Annotated in this window: 10 protein-coding genes; 9 read left to right on the top strand and 1 reads right to left on the bottom strand. The window is 46.3% G+C overall.

Annotated features, from left to right (window positions below; genetic code table 11):
• The first annotated feature begins 314 nt into the window (after positions 1–314).
• From OCV70_RS00755 to OCV70_RS00720, 8 genes are all read left to right on the top strand, one after another.
• Positions 315–785, top strand: coding sequence for a MarR family winged helix-turn-helix transcriptional regulator (locus OCV70_RS00755; protein ID WP_262578986.1), 471 nt, complete (start codon positions 315–317; stop codon positions 783–785).
• Positions 778–2,940, top strand: coding sequence for an ABC transporter ATP-binding protein (locus OCV70_RS00750; RefSeq protein WP_021924764.1), 2,163 nt, complete (start codon positions 778–780; stop codon positions 2,938–2,940). Before OCV70_RS00755 ends, OCV70_RS00750 begins: the two co-directional genes overlap by 8 nt.
• Complete coding sequence (locus tag OCV70_RS00745) at positions 2,937–4,784, top strand: ABC transporter ATP-binding protein (protein WP_021924763.1); 1,848 nt, start codon at positions 2,937–2,939, stop codon at positions 4,782–4,784. Before OCV70_RS00750 ends, OCV70_RS00745 begins: the two co-directional genes overlap by 4 nt.
• A 242-nt stretch (positions 4,785–5,026) precedes the next feature.
• Entirely contained in the window at positions 5,027–7,105 is a 2,079-nt protein-coding gene (locus OCV70_RS00740) for a HelD family protein (RefSeq protein ID WP_117850610.1), read from the top strand.
• Between the two features lie 324 nt (positions 7,106–7,429).
• Positions 7,430–8,434: a hypothetical protein gene (locus OCV70_RS00735; protein WP_117850608.1), complete on the top strand. Its 1,005-nt coding sequence runs from the start codon at positions 7,430–7,432 to the stop codon at positions 8,432–8,434.
• 128 nt (positions 8,435–8,562) lie between these two features.
• The gene (locus tag OCV70_RS00730) at positions 8,563–9,330 is read left to right on the top strand and encodes a class I SAM-dependent DNA methyltransferase (protein ID WP_117850606.1); all 768 of its coding nucleotides are present in this window, start codon (positions 8,563–8,565) and stop codon (positions 9,328–9,330) included.
• A 147-nt stretch (positions 9,331–9,477) separates the two neighbouring features.
• Positions 9,478–10,356: an Hsp33 family molecular chaperone HslO gene (gene hslO, locus OCV70_RS00725; protein ID WP_117850604.1), complete on the top strand. Its 879-nt coding sequence runs from the start codon at positions 9,478–9,480 to the stop codon at positions 10,354–10,356.
• Positions 10,357–10,469: 113 nt separating this feature from the next.
• Complete coding sequence (locus tag OCV70_RS00720; RefSeq protein ID WP_117850602.1) at positions 10,470–12,380, top strand: NAD(+) synthase; 1,911 nt, start codon at positions 10,470–10,472, stop codon at positions 12,378–12,380.
• Positions 12,381–12,385: 5 nt separating this feature from the next.
• Here OCV70_RS00720 and OCV70_RS00715 read toward each other — a convergent pair whose 3' ends face one another.
• The gene (locus OCV70_RS00715) at positions 12,386–12,844 is read right to left on the bottom strand and encodes an FMN-binding protein (protein WP_117850599.1); all 459 of its coding nucleotides are present in this window, start codon (positions 12,842–12,844) and stop codon (positions 12,386–12,388) included.
• 101 nt (positions 12,845–12,945) lie between these two features.
• On the opposite strand from OCV70_RS00715, the gene OCV70_RS00710 reads away from it, so the two are divergent.
• Positions 12,946–16,275 carry a PD-(D/E)XK nuclease family protein gene (locus tag OCV70_RS00710; RefSeq protein ID WP_262578984.1) on the top strand — a complete coding sequence of 1,110 codons (3,330 nt, stop codon included), beginning with the start codon at positions 12,946–12,948 and terminating at the stop codon, positions 16,273–16,275.

The following is a 16,275-nucleotide window of genomic DNA, read 5'->3' as shown; positions in this document are numbered from 1 at the left end:
CTGAATTTGCAGGCGGTTTTTTGTTTCCTTGCAATTTTTGTCCGGTTTTCAAGGCAGATGAAGAATATAAAAGCTTAGTCTGACGAAATAAACACATCTGAAAATAACATAATATCAGATTCTAAATTCTAAAAAAAATATAAACTGCACAAAAAACACTTGCATTTCTTATAGAAAAGTATAGAATACAAAATTAGTCGTCTAACTAAATGAGAAATATATGAAATCGAGGTGAGAATGTGGAACAGGATAATGAGAAAAGTATTCAAAGCCTGATAATGGAAATCAGTCGTATGTATATGGAGAAATGCTTTGTGAAATTAAAAAAGGTTGGCATTCATCCAAGGCAGATTCCCATTCTGGCAGTTCTTTACAGGCGGGGTGGCTGCAGCCAAAAAGAGCTTGCGCAGGAGTTAGGTGTGAAACCCCCTACGGTTACAGTCAGTATTCAACGCCTAGAGAAAAATGGTCTCCTTATCCGCAGACAGGATGAGAAGGATCTAAGAGTGAGCAGAATCTATCTTTCCGATGCAGGCAATGCCATTATTAAAGAAGGAATGCAGCTGGCCAGAGAAGGCGAAAAGCAGATACTGAGTGGCTTCTCAGAAAGCGAGCTTTGTCTGATGCGAAGATTTTGTCAGCAGATTAAGGAAAATATCGCAGCAATGCCTGAACCGGAGCTGTCTCCTGATGAAATGCCAATGGGGCATTTTTGCGGAAGGAATAGTAGCTGTCAGGAAGAAATAGGGCAGGATAACAACGAAAGGAAAACAAAGCATGATTAAATTAATGAAGTATCTGAAAAAATCAGCAGGCTATATTGTTCTGATCATTGGATTGCTGTTTTTGCAGGCTTACTGTGATCTGTCTTTGCCAGATTATACCTCTAAGATTATTAACGTAGGTATCCAGCAAGGCGGTATTCCGGATGGTGTTCCGGAAAAAATGCGCAAGAGCACCATGGAAGATCTGCAGATATTTATGGATGAAGACACCAGAAAGGAGGTTTTAAATGCCTATGTACTGGATGGTGATGTTTATGAACTGAAGAATACTATTACAGGGGATAAGAGGGATGAATTAAACGATCTTTTGTGCAAACCCTTGATGATGTATACTTCTTTTACTTCCGGAAGCGAAGAAAGCCAGATGATGCTTTCCAAAATGCAGATGCCTAAGGGAACAGATCCTATGCAGGCTCTTGGCAATATGCCGGATGAAGCAAGGAAGCAGATGCTGGAGACAGTAGATGAGAAGCTTTCCGATATGCCGGAATCCATTCTTACTCAGGCTTCGGTAAGTGGCGTAAAAGCAGAATATCAGGCCATGGGTGAAAATCTGGATACTATTCAGATGAGGTATATTAAGAATGCTGGAATACGGATGGTGCTGATGGCACTGCTTATTATGCTGGCAGCAGTATGTGTGGTCTTTTTGTCTGCAAGGGTGGCAGCAGCCCTTGGACATGATTTAAGAGATAATATATATCGCAAGGTTATCCACTTTTCCAGCAATGAGTACCACAGGTTTTCCACTGCATCCTTGATTACCAGAAGCACAAATGATGTACAGCAGGTACAGCAGGTTATGACTATGATGTTTCGAATTGTGCTTTATGCACCGATTCTTGGTATCGGAGGCGTAATCAAGGTTCTGCAGACAGATTCCTCTATGACCTGGATTCTTGCAGTGGCAGTAGCACTGATCCTTATTGTAATTTTTGTGTTATTCCAGATCGCAATGCCGAAATTCACCATACTTCAAACGCTCATTGACCGATTAAACCTGGTAACCCGTGAGATTCTTACCGGAATCCCGGTTATTCGTGCTTTCAGCCGTGAAGAGCATGAGGAAGAACGTTTCGAGAAAGCAAATAGTGATCTTACCAGAACAAATTTGTTTGTAAACCGTTGTATGACCTTTATGATGCCGGTTATGATGCTGATCATGAATGGTGTCTCTGTAGCAATCATTTATTTTGGTGCACATGGGGTTGACAGCGGAAATATGCAGGTAGGAAATATGATGGCATTTATTCAGTATGCTATGCAGATTATTATGTCCTTCCTGATGATTACAGCTATTTCTATTATGCTTCCAAGAGCCAATGTTGCAGCAGGGCGTATCTGCGAGGTTCTGGAAATGGAGCCTTCAGTAAATGATCCGGAAGATCCGGTTCTTATGGAGAATCAGAAGAAAGGAACGGTAGAGTTTGACCATGTAAGTTTTGCCTATCCGGACGCCAGAGAAAATGTAATCAATGATATTGCTTTTAAGGCAGACAAAGGAGAGACAGTTGCTATTATTGGAAGTACAGGAAGTGGAAAGAGTACTCTTATTAATCTGATTCCAAGATTCTATGATGTAACAAAGGGTAGCGTAAAGGTAGATGGTGTGGACGTTCGAGATATGACTCAGCACGATCTTCGTGAGCGCATTGGCTATGTTCCACAGAAGGGAGTGCTGTTCTCCGGTACTATTGATTCCAATATTCGATACGGTAAGCCGGATATGTCCAGTGAGGATGTAAAACTGGCGGCAGAAATCTCCCAGTCTGATGATTTTATCCAGGCGAAAAAGGAAGGCTATGATGCACCGATTTCTCAGGGCGGAACTAACGTATCAGGTGGTCAGAAACAGCGTTTGTCTATTGCAAGAGCCATTGCGAAAAAACCGGAGATCCTGATTTTTGATGACAGCTTTTCTGCTCTTGACTTTAAAACTGACAGCAGGCTTCGCAAAGCATTAAGGGAAAAAACAGAAGATACGACAACTATTATTGTGGCACAGAGAATCAGCACCATCTTGAATGCAGATCAGATCATTGTTCTGGATGAGGGAAATATGGCAGGCATAGGTACCCACAGAGAACTGATGAAGAACTGCGAGGTTTACAGGCAGATTGCCATGTCCCAGCTTTCAGAGGAGGAATTAGCATGAGTGAAAACAAAGCCAGAGGCCCTGTGATGGGCGGTCACCGGGGACGTGGAATGCAGCCTGGGGAAAAAGCCAAAGATTTCAAAGGCGCGATGAAGAGGCTGTTTCAGTATATGGAACGCTACAAATTCCGTTTCGTGCTGATGTTTATTTTTGCAATTGCCGGAACTGTTTTTAATATTGTAGGACCAAAAATCCTTGGAAAAGCAACAACAGAGCTTTTTAGCGGTCTGGTTGCCAAGGTAAACGGTACGGGAAGCATTGATTTTGGAAAAATCGGATATATCCTTTTATGGACTCTTGGACTATATGTGACAAGTGCCTGCTTTTCCTTTATTCAGGGATATGTGATGACCGGAATTTCCAATGATGTTACTTATAATTTAAGAAAAGATATTTCCAAAAAATTCAGCCGCCTTCCCATGAACTATTATGAGAGTCGGACAAATGGTGAGATTCTTTCCCGTGTGACTAATGACGTGGATACCCTTCAGATGAGCCTGAACCAGAGCATTACCCAGCTGATCACATCTGTCACAACCCTGATCGGTGTATTCGTAATGATGCTTTCCATTAATGTGTGGATGACACTGGCTGCACTTTTGATACTGCCTCTGTCTATGATCATTATTAATTTTGTTATGAAGCACTCCCAGAAATATTTCCAGGCACAGCAGAAATATCTTGGAGAGGTAAATGGCCAGATTGAGGAAAACTACGGCGGACACAATGTTGTTAAGGTATTTAACAAGGAAGAGGATGTAGTTGCAGAATTTGAAAAGGACAACCAGAAGCTTTACGAATCTGCATGGAAATCCCAGTTTTTCTCCGGAATGATGATGCCTGTCATGCAGTTTGTAGGAAATATTGGATATGTTATGGTTGCTCTTTTAGGAGGCTGGTTTACCATCAAGGGAGCAATTGAAGTTGGTGATATCCAGTCCTTCTTCCAGTATATCAGAAACTTTACTCAGCCGATCCAGCAGATTGCCCAGGTAACGAACCTTCTGCAATCCTCAGCAGCAGCCTCCGAGCGTGTGTTTGAGTTCCTGGATGAGGAAGAGGAAGAAACCATAAAAGAAAACGCAGTATCTATAAAAGGTCTTAATGGAAATGTGGAATTTAATCATGTAAGTTTCGGATATAATCCGGATAAGATTATTATCCATGATTTTTCCGCAAAGGTAAAGGACGGACAGAAAATTGCCATTGTAGGACCGACAGGCGCAGGAAAGACCACTATGGTTAAGCTTCTGATGCGTTTCTATGATGTAAACAGAGGCTCCATCTGTGTGGATGGACATGATGTAAAGGACTTTAACAGAAGCGAGCTTCATGAAATGTTCGGAATGGTTCTCCAGGACACATGGCTGTTTTCAGGAACCATTATGGAAAATATCCGTTACGGAAGACTGGATGCCACAGATGAAGAGGTGATCGCAGCAGCTAAGGCGGCTCACATCCACAACTTTATCATGCAGCAGCCGGGCGGCTACCAGATGGTCCTGGACGAGGAGACCAGCAACGTTTCCCAGGGTCAGAAACAGCTTCTTACCATTGCAAGAGCAATCCTGGCAGACAATAAGATCCTGATCCTGGATGAGGCAACCTCCTCTGTTGATACCAGAACAGAGGTCCAGATCCAGAAGGCCATGGATAACCTGATGAAGGGCAGAACAAGCTTTGTCATTGCCCACAGGCTTTCCACCATCAAGGATGCGGACTTGATCCTGGTTATGAAGGATGGCGATATTATCGAGCAGGGCAGTCACGAAGAGCTGCTTGCAGCAAAAGGCTTTTACGCAGATCTTTATAACAGCCAGTTTGATAAGACACAGAGCGCATAAGAAGCCACGCACATTTTGCAGATAGTTTTTTATCAAGATAGTTCGTCAAAAATCCATTTGAAAACAAGGAAAAATACGTGAGAAATATACAGCAGTTTTTCAGAAAAATATATGAAAAACTGCTGTTTTTCTATCTATACTTTTGGGGGAAGATAATGTATAATGGAGCAAAGTTTCCGCAAAATATGAAGTGCGGAACCATGAATATACCAGCCATGGAAGGATGAAGGAGAGTATATTATATGGCAATTGACAACAGAGACGGAGAAGCATTTCTGACTTTTGTCACAGACAAACTGAAAACACGTATTGCGCACATCAGCGAATCCATTCTGGAAGGCCAGAAGGACATCGAGGGAATGCATGAATACTACTGGGAAAACTATACAGAGATGGACCAGTACGGATATGAGAATTTTGATAACCAGCAGGCACTGCTCCATCAGATCAATGCCAATGAGCAGCAGATCCATCTGAGAAAAAGATTCCGCAAAATGCTGGATTCCCCTTTTTTCGGAAGAGTGGATTTTATATTTGAAGGAGAGGATGAGCCTGAGATCTTTTATATCGGCATCGGCAATTTTGCAGAGGAAACCGGACATACGCCTTTGATCTACGACTGGAGAGCTCCGGTGAGCGGCCTTTTCTATGATTATGATAAGGGACCTGCTTCCTATGAAGCACCTCTTGGAACTATCACCGGTGAGATTGCATCCAAATGGCAGTACAAGATCCGTAATGGAAAAATGATCTACCAGTTTGAGAGTGATGTGAAAATCGATGACGAGATTCTGATGGCAGAGCTGGGCAGCGGCGGAAGCGTAGCTCTTAAGAACATTGTCCGCACCATCCAGAAGGAGCAGAATGCCATTATCCGAAATACCAAGGATAAGATCATGGTGATCCAGGGGGCAGCCGGAAGCGGCAAGACTTCCATTGCACTGCACAGAATTGCCTATCTTCTGTACCATGACCGGAAGAATCTGAAATCCTCCAACATTCTGATCCTGTCACCAAACAGCATCTTTTCCGATTATATTTCCCATATCCTGCCGGAGCTTGGGGAAGAGAATATCCGGGAAATGAGTTTTGACCTGTTTGCGTATAAGGAACTGAAGGATACGGTATCCGACTGCGAGGACCGCTACGATCAGATCGAAAGAAGCCTGACCATGCCGGATGTGCCCTCTCTTTACAAGGAGAAGCAGTCCAGGGAATTTTTGAACCAGATGGAAGGCTATCTTACCACATTAGAGGATGAGCTGATGAATTTCCATGATGTGGAATACAAGAACTTCACCAGGAAAGAAGAGGAGATCATCGAGCTGTTCTATTTCAAATTCCAGGACATTCCCCTGCTTTCCCGTATGGAAGCTGTGGCGGAGAATTTCATTGACGAGGTGGAGACACTTCGGGATAGCGATATGGATGAGGAAGAACGTGCCTTTGTGATGGAGAAATTCATGGGTATGTACGAGACAAGGGATGTCTATGTGATGTACAGCCGTTTCCTGGAAAGCTGCGGTTATCCGGGACTTCCCCATGTACAGCTGGCGGACCGCAGGCTTTCCTATGAGGATGTGTATCCGGTGCTTTACATGAAATACCGTCTGCTTGGCCAGAACAGCAGCCACAATGGGATCAAGCATCTGGTTGTGGATGAAATGCAGGATTATTCCAGGCTGCAGTATCTGATCATTAAGATGATGTTCCCCTGCCGCATGACCATTCTGGGAGACAAGGCTCAGACCATGGAGGATGAGAACCAGGATGTGATCGGATTCCTTCCGAAGATTTTCGGCAAAGATATCCGCAGGATCGTGATGAACAAAAGCTACCGAAATACAGTGGAAATCGCGACCTACGCCAATCATCTGGCTGGCATTACAGACATGGATCTGTTTGAGCGTCACGGCGCCCCTGTGGAAGAGAAGCACTTCCCGGGAAAAGAGTCCCAGTCTATGGAACAGGCACTGGATGAGATCATAAAGAAGCTGGAGCTTGGGGAAGAGCAGTTTGAGACCGCCGCAGTGATCCTTCGTACAGAAGGAGAGGCAAAAAAGGCAGCAGGTATTCTGAAGGAGAAGCTGGCAGCCGCTGGGTTTGACACAGAGAACCGTTTTTCCTATCTCCACAGGGACAGCACCAGCTTCTGCAAGGGACTGACTGTAACTACTTTTTATCTTGCAAAAGGACTGGAATTTGACCAGGTATTTTCTCTGTTTCCAGAGGCGGATACAAGTGCACTTGCAAAGCAGGGCAGATACATTGCCGCTACCCGTGCCCTTCACAAGCTGCATATGTATGAGTACGGAAACTAAATTTTACAAAAGTATGACAAACAGGAGCTAAAATAGAAAAAGAACTGGTTTTTTCAAACAGGCTCTAGTCACAAATGTATAAAAAAATCGGTTAAAGTTTATAATATTTTCACAGTAATTTTAGATTCAGACTTTGGAAATCCATTGACAGGTCTGTAATAAAATTGTAAAATATAGCCCGAGGGACTTATCGTCTGGTAAGTTCTGTAAAGACATTGGACAGGATAACCTGCATGAACAGATAATTTTTATGCAGGCATGGATTGTGAAGCACATGAATGTGCAGCAATCCTTTTTACCGAATGAAAAATCAAGGAGGATACCATGAAGAATAAAAAGATTTTAGCAATCTTAACCATAGCAGCTAGTGTTTCCATGTTTGCAGCAGGATGTAATTTCGGCGGAGCTGAGCCGGACGAGCAGGTTGTTGTGACTGAGACTCCTACACCGGCAGCGACTGCAACTCCTACACCGGAGCCGACCATTGCACCGGATGTTCAGGACAGCACTTATACATCCAGCAACGGAGCCGTTTCCATTAAACTTCCGGATGCGACCTGGGCGAATAAGGCAGACGAGGCAGATATGCTCAGCTTTGAGTCACCGGAGCAGGGCAAGATCCTGATCCTTCACGGACAGGGAGAAGATGCCATGTCTTCCGCAATGCTTCCGGATACTGAGGATCTGGCCAATGCCCTTGAACAGGCTTCCGATCTTGTACAGGGAACCGACTTCACTGTTGAGAACTATACTTCCAATGATGTAGAGGGAGTAGGCGTTTATTCCTACACAGTCAGATATACAGACGCTTCCAAGAGCGGCGGCTACGCATATGCCCTTCACAAGATCTATAAGAGTGCAGATGAATACTACAATATCTGCGGATCTGTAGTGAACGATGATTCTCTTGCGGGAATCCAGGCAGCTATTGATTCCTTTGGAATTTCAGGAGATTCTTCCCTGAAGGCAGCAGCACCTGCAGCAGGAGATAATGCTTCTGATGGCAGCACAGACGGAACTGCAGATGGAAGTACAGACGGTACACAGTCTAACAGCACAGATTCCTCCGCAGGAAGCAGTGACGGAACCATCAGCAACTCTGCAGGATTTACCCAGGAGCAGCTGACCGATACCAACCAGACCAGAACCATCTACCGCAACTCAGACGGACATCCTCTTGTGATCACACCGGATGGAAACGGCAACTGGGTTGACTTTGACGGAAATACCTACCGTTTCGTAAACAACGAGGACGTTTACGACCAGAATGATGTTGATTATTACTGGCACGGAGAGGGTGCAGACGTATACTATATGCCTGTAGAGTAATCAGATGACAGCAGGGAAGCTGATGAAAAAATCGAAGAAACAGCTTCCGTGGAAAACAGCACAAAGTAAGATCAGGCGGACACAGCTATCCTTTTGGGGTGGCTGTGTCCGTGACGGTTGGAGGGAATATGGAGAATTTACAGGCTTATGGAGAATTTGCCCGGGTATATGATATGTTCCAGGATAATGTGGACTACGATGCCTGGGGAGCATGGCTGAAACAGCAGCTGAAAGAGTACGGCATTTTGGATGGACTGGTGCTGGATCTTGGATGCGGCACCGGAACGATGACAGAGCTTCTTGCAGAGGCTGGCTATGACATGATCGGAGTGGACAATTCCGAGGAAATGCTGGCAGAGGCCATGGAGAAGCGTGTGGAGTCCGGACACGACATTCTTTATCTTCTGCAGGATATGCAGGAGTTTGAACTATACGGAACCGTAAGAGCGGTTGTCAGCGTGTGCGACAGCCTGAATTACATAACAGAGGAAGAGGAACTGCAGCATGTATTTGCCCTGGTGAACAATTACCTGGATCCCCACGGAATCTTTCTGTTTGATATGAACACGGTATACAAATACCAGACCATGATCGGGGATGCCACCATTGCAGAGAACCGGGAGGAAGGAAGCTTCATCTGGGAGAACAGCTATGATGAGGAGTCCGGGATCAATACCTATGAACTGGCTCTTTTTATTCCAAGGGAGGACGGACTCTATGAGAAAACAGAGGAGGTTCACTACCAGAGAGCCTATCCGCTGGAGAAAATTAAGGAACTGATTCAGAATGCAGGTATGGAACTGCTTGCTGTTTACGATGCCTACACTATGGAGCCGCCGAAGGAAGACAGCGGCAGACTTACCTTTGTAGTAAGAGAACATGGGAAGGAAGTATAGTAATTGTTCAGCAAAGCAAAATGAGAACTGTGGCACAAAATCGGGTGAAGCATGATTTTGTGTATATCGCGAAGGCAGGAATGCATTTTGATTGTAATTGCAAAGATGCTGAACAAAGATGAGTTTAAATTTTAGAGGAGAAAACACATGAACGATTATATTATCCGCGCGACAGCGGCTAACGACCAGATCCGCGCATTTGCAGCAGTGACTACCCAGATGGTGGAGACTGCAAGAGAACACCATAACACAAGTCCGGTTGCGACAGCAGCCCTTGGCAGACTTCTCACTGCAGGAGCCATGATGGGCTCCATGATGAAAGGAGAGAAAGACGTTCTGACTCTTCAGATCAAGGCAGGCGGTCCACTTCAGGGAATTACCGTAACAGCCGATTCCCAGGGAAATGTGAAAGGCTACGTAGGCAATCCGGATGTCTGTATCCCAGCCAATTCCAAAGGCAAGCTGGATGTGGCAGGCGCTGTTGGACCAGGATTTCTGAACGTGATCAAGGACATGGGCCTGAAGGAGCCATACAGCGGTCAGGTTATGCTTCAGACCTGTGAAATCGCAGAGGACCTTACCTACTATTTTGCAACAAGCGAGCAGGTACCTTCAGCAGTTGGTCTTGGAGTCCTGATGAACAAGAACAATACGGTACGTCAGGCTGGCGGCTTTATTGTACAGCTGATGCCTTTTGCAGAGGAAGAAGTCATTTCCAGACTGGAGCAGAACGTACAGAAGATTAATTCCGTTACCAGTCTGTTAGAAGAGGGACATACACCGGAGAGCCTTCTTGAGAAGGTTCTGGAAGGCTTTGATATGCAGATCAACGAGAAAACAGACACCCGCTTCCACTGCAACTGCACCAGAGAGCGAGTTGAAAAAGCGCTGATCAGCATTGGCAGAAAAGAATTAAACGAAATGATCCAGGAAGGCAAGCCTATTGAAATGAACTGCCATTTCTGCAACACAAATTACACCTTCACTGTGGAAGAAATGAAAGAAATTCTGAGAAAATGTAAATAATCAGGGCACGAAGGCGTAACGGTAAAGGAACGAAAACGTTATGTTTCTGGTAAAAATCCTGCATAATTGGGGAAGACACGCAGATAGAACGAGAAGGAAAAGAGGATTAGGTCATGAATCAGGGATTTATTAAAGTGGCGGCGGGAACGCCCGGGGTTACAGTTGCAGATTGCAGGGCAAATACAAAAGCAATTCTGGAAATGATTAAAGAGATGGAAGCACAGCATGCCAAGATCATGGTATTCCCGGAGCTTTGCATTACCGGATATACCTGTCAGGATCTGTTTTTGCAGAGAAGACTTCTGGACAGTGCGTGGGAGAGCCTGCTTGCTCTGGCAGAAGAGACACAGGATGTGGATGCGCTGATTTTTGTAGGCCTTCCTGTAAGGAAAAATGGCAAGCTTTACAATGCGGCAGCTGTACTGAATCATGGAAATATCCTGGGATTTGTGCCGAAAACTCACATTCCCAACTACAATGAATTTTATGAGCAGAGACATTTTTCCTCTGGGGAGGATGTCTGGGATGAGATCACCATCGGGGAGGAAAGCGTGCCCTTTGGCAGCAGCCTGATCTTCTCCTGCGAGGAGCTTCCGGAACTGACTGTAGGAGCAGAGCTCTGTGAGGATCTGTGGGTTCCCCTTCCCCCAAGCGTGAAGCTGGCCATGAGCGGCGCTCACATTATTGTGAATCTTTCTGCAAGCGATGAGATGGTAGGCAAGGATTCCTACCGCCGCGACCTGGTGAAAGGACAGTCAGCCCGCCTGATCTGCGGATACATTTACGCCACAGCAGGAGAGGGAGAGTCTTCCCAGGATCTGGTATTTGGCGGACAGAACCTGATCGCGGAGAACGGCGTCCTGCTTGCAGAGGCAAAGCGCTTCCAGAATTCTGTGATCTACGGGGAAATCGATGTGCAGAGACTGGCAGATGAGAGAAGAAGAATTTCCACTTATCCTTCTGCTGACAGTGCAGAGTGCCAGATGGTACCCTTTGATGTGGAGATTGAAGAGACCTCCCTGACCCGAAACTTTGCCCCATATCCATTTGTACCTTCTGTGAAAGAAGAAAGGGATATGCGCTGTGAGGAAATCCTGAACATCCAGGCAATGGGACTGAAGAAGCGAATGAGTCACATTCACTGCCAGAAGGCAATGGTGGGTCTTTCCGGCGGACTGGATTCTACGCTGGCCCTTCTTGTGATCGCCCGTGCTTTTTCCATGATGGGACTTCCTTCTGAGAATATCCGCTGCATTACCATGCCCTGCTTTGGAACCACAGACCGTACCTATCAGAATGCCTGCAAGTTAAGCCAGTGCCTTGGCGCAACTTTGACTGAGGTGAACATTAAGGAAGCGGTAAACATTCATTTCCGGGATATCGGACATGATGATTCGGTTCATGATGTGACCTACGAGAACTGCCAGGCAAGAGAGCGCACCCAGATCCTGATGGATATGGCAAACCAGGAAGGGGCACTTTTAGTTGGTACCGGAGATCTTTCCGAGCTTGCACTTGGATGGGCCACCTACAATGGCGACCACATGTCCATGTACGGCGTGAACGCTTCCGTTCCCAAGACTCTGGTGAGACATCTTGTCCGCTACTATGCAGACACTTGCGGCGAGAAAGAGCTGGAGGAAGTGCTTCTTGACATTCTGGACACTCCGGTAAGCCCGGAACTTCTGCCCCCTAAGGATGGCAAAATCGCCCAGAAAACCGAGGATCTGGTAGGACCTTACGAACTTCACGATTTTTATCTGTACTATATGCTTCGTGCAGGCTTTGAGCCGGACAAGATTTACCGCATTGCCTGCCGTACTTTTGAGAATACCTATGACAGGGAGACCATTCTGAAATGGCTGAAGACCTTCTACCGAAGATTTTTCGCCCAGCAGTTCAAGCGCTCCTGTCTGCCGGATGGCCCGAAGGTGGGAAGTGTTGCCCTTTCCCCAAGAGGAGACCTTCGCATGCCAAGTGATGCAAGCGCTGCGGTTTGGATGGAAGTATTGGAAAATCTTTAAAAATATCAATTTTCTGGCGGAGAACTGACTTGGTTCTCCGCCTTTTTCAGTGCATCCTCAATGGCGTTCAAAAGCAATTCTGACGTATACTTGCGGTCCGTGGAATACTTCAGGTTGTCAAGAGACTGGCTGTCTACAATCTGGCTTGCCAGAGATTCCAGGGATGGTTTCACAAGAGGAAACATAGCCGTAGTGCTTTCACTTAAATTTACCAGCTCCACAGACTGGATACTGTTCTGGTCCACCGTAACCTCCACGTCAAAGGTATTCTGGTTCAATGTGATGGAAGAGCGGTAAACACCAGGAGTATAGAGGGAGTCTGCTTTTCCCGATGTGGTCTGGCTCCTGCCCGGACCAAACATGAAGTAGATCAGTACACCAAGAAGTATGGCAAGAATGAGAAAAGCGATTGTGTACACCACTTCTTTCATATGTAACACGATGATCCTGGTTTTTGAACTCATGGTCTGCGCCTCCTGGTTTGCTTTGTTTATTCTATCCTATTATCAAACAGGGAAAAATATGATAGAATATTGTGATAATGCCAGACAGGAGGGAGACACACATGTCATTACAGTTTATTATCGGAAGTTCCGGAATCGGGAAAACACATTACGCCTGCCAGCGGATTATACAGGAATCTCTGGAGAATCCGGGAAAGCTGTACTATATTATTGTGCCGGAGCAGTTTACCATGCAGACCCAGAAGAACGTGGTAGAAATGCATCCGGGAAAAGGAATCCTGAATATTGACGTGCTCAGCTTCCAGCGCCTTGCCTACCGCGTATTTGAGGAGGTGGGCGGTGCCAGGGAAGTGCTTCTGGACGACACAGGCAAAAGCTTGGTACTGCAGAAGCTGGTGCAGCAGCACAAAAAAGAGCTCCCCTATCTGGGAAGTCAGATGAACAAACCTGGCTATCTGGACGAGGTGAAATCCCTGATTTCCGAGTTCATGCAGTATGATATCCGTCAGGAAGAGCTTTCGGACATGCTGGAAAAAACAGGGGAAGATTCCTTGCTTCAGATGAAGATGAATGACGTAAGCGTGCTTTACCAGGCTTTTACTGATTATCTGGAAGGGCACTATATGACTGGTGAGGGGGTCATGGATGCTCTCAAAAAAGCAATTCCCTTTTCCAGAAAACTGAAGAACAGCGTGCTTTTACTGGACGGCTTCACTGGCTTTACCCCTGTGCAGATGAACGTGATCCGGGAACTGCTGGCAGTCTGCGACCAGGTGCTTGTGACTGTCACCATGGATGTCAAGGAAAATCCTCTTCAAATGGGAAAACCTCACCAGCTGTTCTACATGAGCCGGAAAATGATTCATACCCTGTCCGGTCTGACAAATGACTTGGATGATCCGGTATACTTAAAAGAAGAAAAAAAGGGACGCTTTTCTGACGCCCCGGCTCTTGGATTTCTGGAGCAGCATCTGTTCCGCTACCGAAAAGCAGCTTATGGAAAATCCCAGGATGAAATCCGTATTTTCGCGGCAGAATCCCCCATCAAAGAACTGGAAGAAACGGCAAGGCGAATCCGCAGAATGGTCCGGGAAGAGGATCTGAAATACGGAGAGATCGCAGTGATCACCGGAAACCTGGAAAGCTACAAAAGTATTGCCTCCCAGGTATTTGAGGAGGCACAGATTCCCTATTTCCTGGATGAGAAGCATTCGATTTTAATGAATCCCTTTGTGGAATATATACGTGCCGCTCTTGAGATGGTGACAAAGGGCTTTACCTACGAAAGTGTTTTTCGCTATCTGCGCTGCGGCATGTCCGGAATCACCAGGGAACAGGCGGATCAGCTGGAAAACTATGTGCTGGCACTTGGAATCCGGGGCTGGCACAAATGGTCGGAGAAATGGGTGCGCACTTACCGGATCATGAAAGACGGGGACATCCAGGTTCTCAATGAGTACCGGGAGCGTTTTGTGACGGAAGTGGAAGCCCTGGCCCAGGGATTTTCCAGCGGCAAAAAGAAAGTAAGTGAATATTGTTATAGTTTATACCAGTTTATCACAGACTGCGACATTCAGAGAAAATTGAAGGAACAGGAGCTTTCCTTCAAAGCAAAAGGGGAAAAAGCCCTGGAAAAGGAATACGCGCAGATATACGGAATTGTTATGGAGCTGCTGGACCGTATGGTGGAGATTCTCGGAGAAGAGGAAATTACAAGGGCGGAGTTTACCCAGCTTCTTGAAACTGGCTTCGCCAAATCCAAGGTAGCACTGATTCCACCAAGCATGGATCAGGTACTGGTGGGAGACATGGAGCGTACCCGTCTCAAGGAGATCAAGGCTCTGTTTTTCGTAGGTGTCAATGAGGGAAACATTCCGAAAAATACAGACTCCGGCGGAATCCTAACCCAGATGGATCGTGAATTTTTTGCAGGAGAGGGAATGGAGCTTGCTCCGGGACCAAAGGAGCTGATGAACACCCAGCGCTTTTATCTTTACCTGAATCTGACCAAGCCAAGCCGGTATCTCTGTCTTTCCTATTGTTTTTCCAACGGAAAAGGGGAGCCTGTAAGCCCGGCGTATCTGATCCACAGCATCCAGAAGCTTTACCCGGAAATTGAAGTGAAAAATGCCATGGATGAGGAATTTGCTCTTGGAAGCATGGAACTTCCGGGAACCAGCCTGGAATGCTTTTTGAAGGGACTGACAGAGGGAGCCCTTGGAAAAGGAGATCCGTTTTATGGAGAGCTGTACAGCTGGTACTTAAGAAGTCCGAAGTACAGGGAACTGGCGAGAAAGCTGGTGGAGGCATCTATGACCAGGCGTCCTTCCGATGTGATCAGCAAAAGCGTGGCAAAGGTGCTCTACGGAGAGGTGTCTCCTTACAGTGCTACCAGGCTGGAACGTTTTTCCGCCTGTGCATTTGCCCATTTTCTCCAGTATGGCCTGAGCCTGACGGAGCGTGCAGAGTATGAATTCCGCCCTATGGATATGGGAAATATTATGCACAAGGTTATGGAGAAATTTGCAAAAGAGGTGAAAAAGGAAGGGCTGAAATGGGCCACCCTTACGGAAGAAGAGAGAAATGAGATCGTGGACCGGCTGGTGGATGAGGTCAGTGCGGACTACGGCAATACCATTTTGAAAAGCAGCGCCCGCAACGAGTATATGATCCAGCGCACCAAGAGAATGATGAGAAGAACCGTGTGGGCAGTGCAGGAGCAGCTGAAATCCGGGGAGTTTGAACCGGAAGGCGTGGAGGTGGCGTTCCAGGGCGGACGTATTGACCGTGTGGATACCATGCACACAGAGGACGGCAAGCTGTATGTGCGGGTCATTGACTATAAGACCGGAAATACTTCCTTTGATCTGGTGTCATTGTATCACGGCCTTCAGCTGCAGCTGATGATCTATCTGGACGGTGCCCTTCAGGTGGAACAGAACCGTTATCGGGATCAGGAAGTGATTCCGGCCGGCGTATTTTATTATAATATTAAGGACCCTATGGTACAGGAAAAAATTGACGCGGATGTGGAATTAGTTCAGCAGAAGGTTCTAAAAGAGCTGAAAATGAACGGTCTTGTACAGGCTGACCGGGATCTGGTGGAGAAGATGGACAGTTCTCTGGTGTCTCTTCCGGTGTCCTTTAATAAGGACGGAAGCTTCCGCAGGAATTCCTCGGTTGCCACAAGAGAGCAGTTTGATGTGCTGAACCGTTACGTGAAGACCAAAATCTCCCACATCCGGCAGTCCATCCTGGACGGGGATGCCCAGGTTTCCCCCTATATGCTGGGAAAGAAAAATGCCTGCACTTATTGCCCATACAGCACCGTGTGCGGCTTTGACACGGAGATTCCGGGATATGAATTCAGAAGGCTGAAGAATTTTGCAGACGAAGAGCTGTGGGATGCTTTTGCAAAGGAGGTGGAGTAG

Source organism: Blautia acetigignens, assembly GCF_025566865.1.
Taxonomy (GTDB): Bacteria; Bacillota; Clostridia; order Lachnospirales; family Lachnospiraceae; genus Blautia_A; species Blautia_A acetigignens.
The sequence above is the reverse complement of the archived record's forward strand: the minus strand, read 5'-3'. Positions and strand labels throughout refer to the sequence as shown.

What these genes read in the sequence shown, in the direction of transcription:
- OCV70_RS00750 (WP_021924764.1), top strand. Translation starts at nt 778, where the DNA reads ATGATTAAATTAATGAAGTATCTGAAAAAATCAGCAGGCTATATTGTT.
- OCV70_RS00745 (WP_021924763.1), top strand. Translation starts at nt 2,937, where the DNA reads ATGAGTGAAAACAAAGCCAGAGGCCCTGTGATGGGCGGTCACCGGGGA.
- OCV70_RS00740 (WP_117850610.1), top strand. Translation starts at nt 5,027, where the DNA reads ATGGCAATTGACAACAGAGACGGAGAAGCATTTCTGACTTTTGTCACA.
- OCV70_RS00735 (WP_117850608.1), top strand. Translation starts at nt 7,430, where the DNA reads ATGAAGAATAAAAAGATTTTAGCAATCTTAACCATAGCAGCTAGTGTT.
- OCV70_RS00730 (WP_117850606.1), top strand. Translation starts at nt 8,563, where the DNA reads ATGGAGAATTTACAGGCTTATGGAGAATTTGCCCGGGTATATGATATG.
- hslO (WP_117850604.1), top strand. Translation starts at nt 9,478, where the DNA reads ATGAACGATTATATTATCCGCGCGACAGCGGCTAACGACCAGATCCGC.
- OCV70_RS00720 (WP_117850602.1), top strand. Translation starts at nt 10,470, where the DNA reads ATGAATCAGGGATTTATTAAAGTGGCGGCGGGAACGCCCGGGGTTACA.
- OCV70_RS00715 (WP_117850599.1), bottom strand. Translation starts at nt 12,844, where the DNA reads ATGAGTTCAAAAACCAGGATCATCGTGTTACATATGAAAGAAGTGGTG.
- OCV70_RS00710 (WP_262578984.1), top strand. Translation starts at nt 12,946, where the DNA reads ATGTCATTACAGTTTATTATCGGAAGTTCCGGAATCGGGAAAACACAT.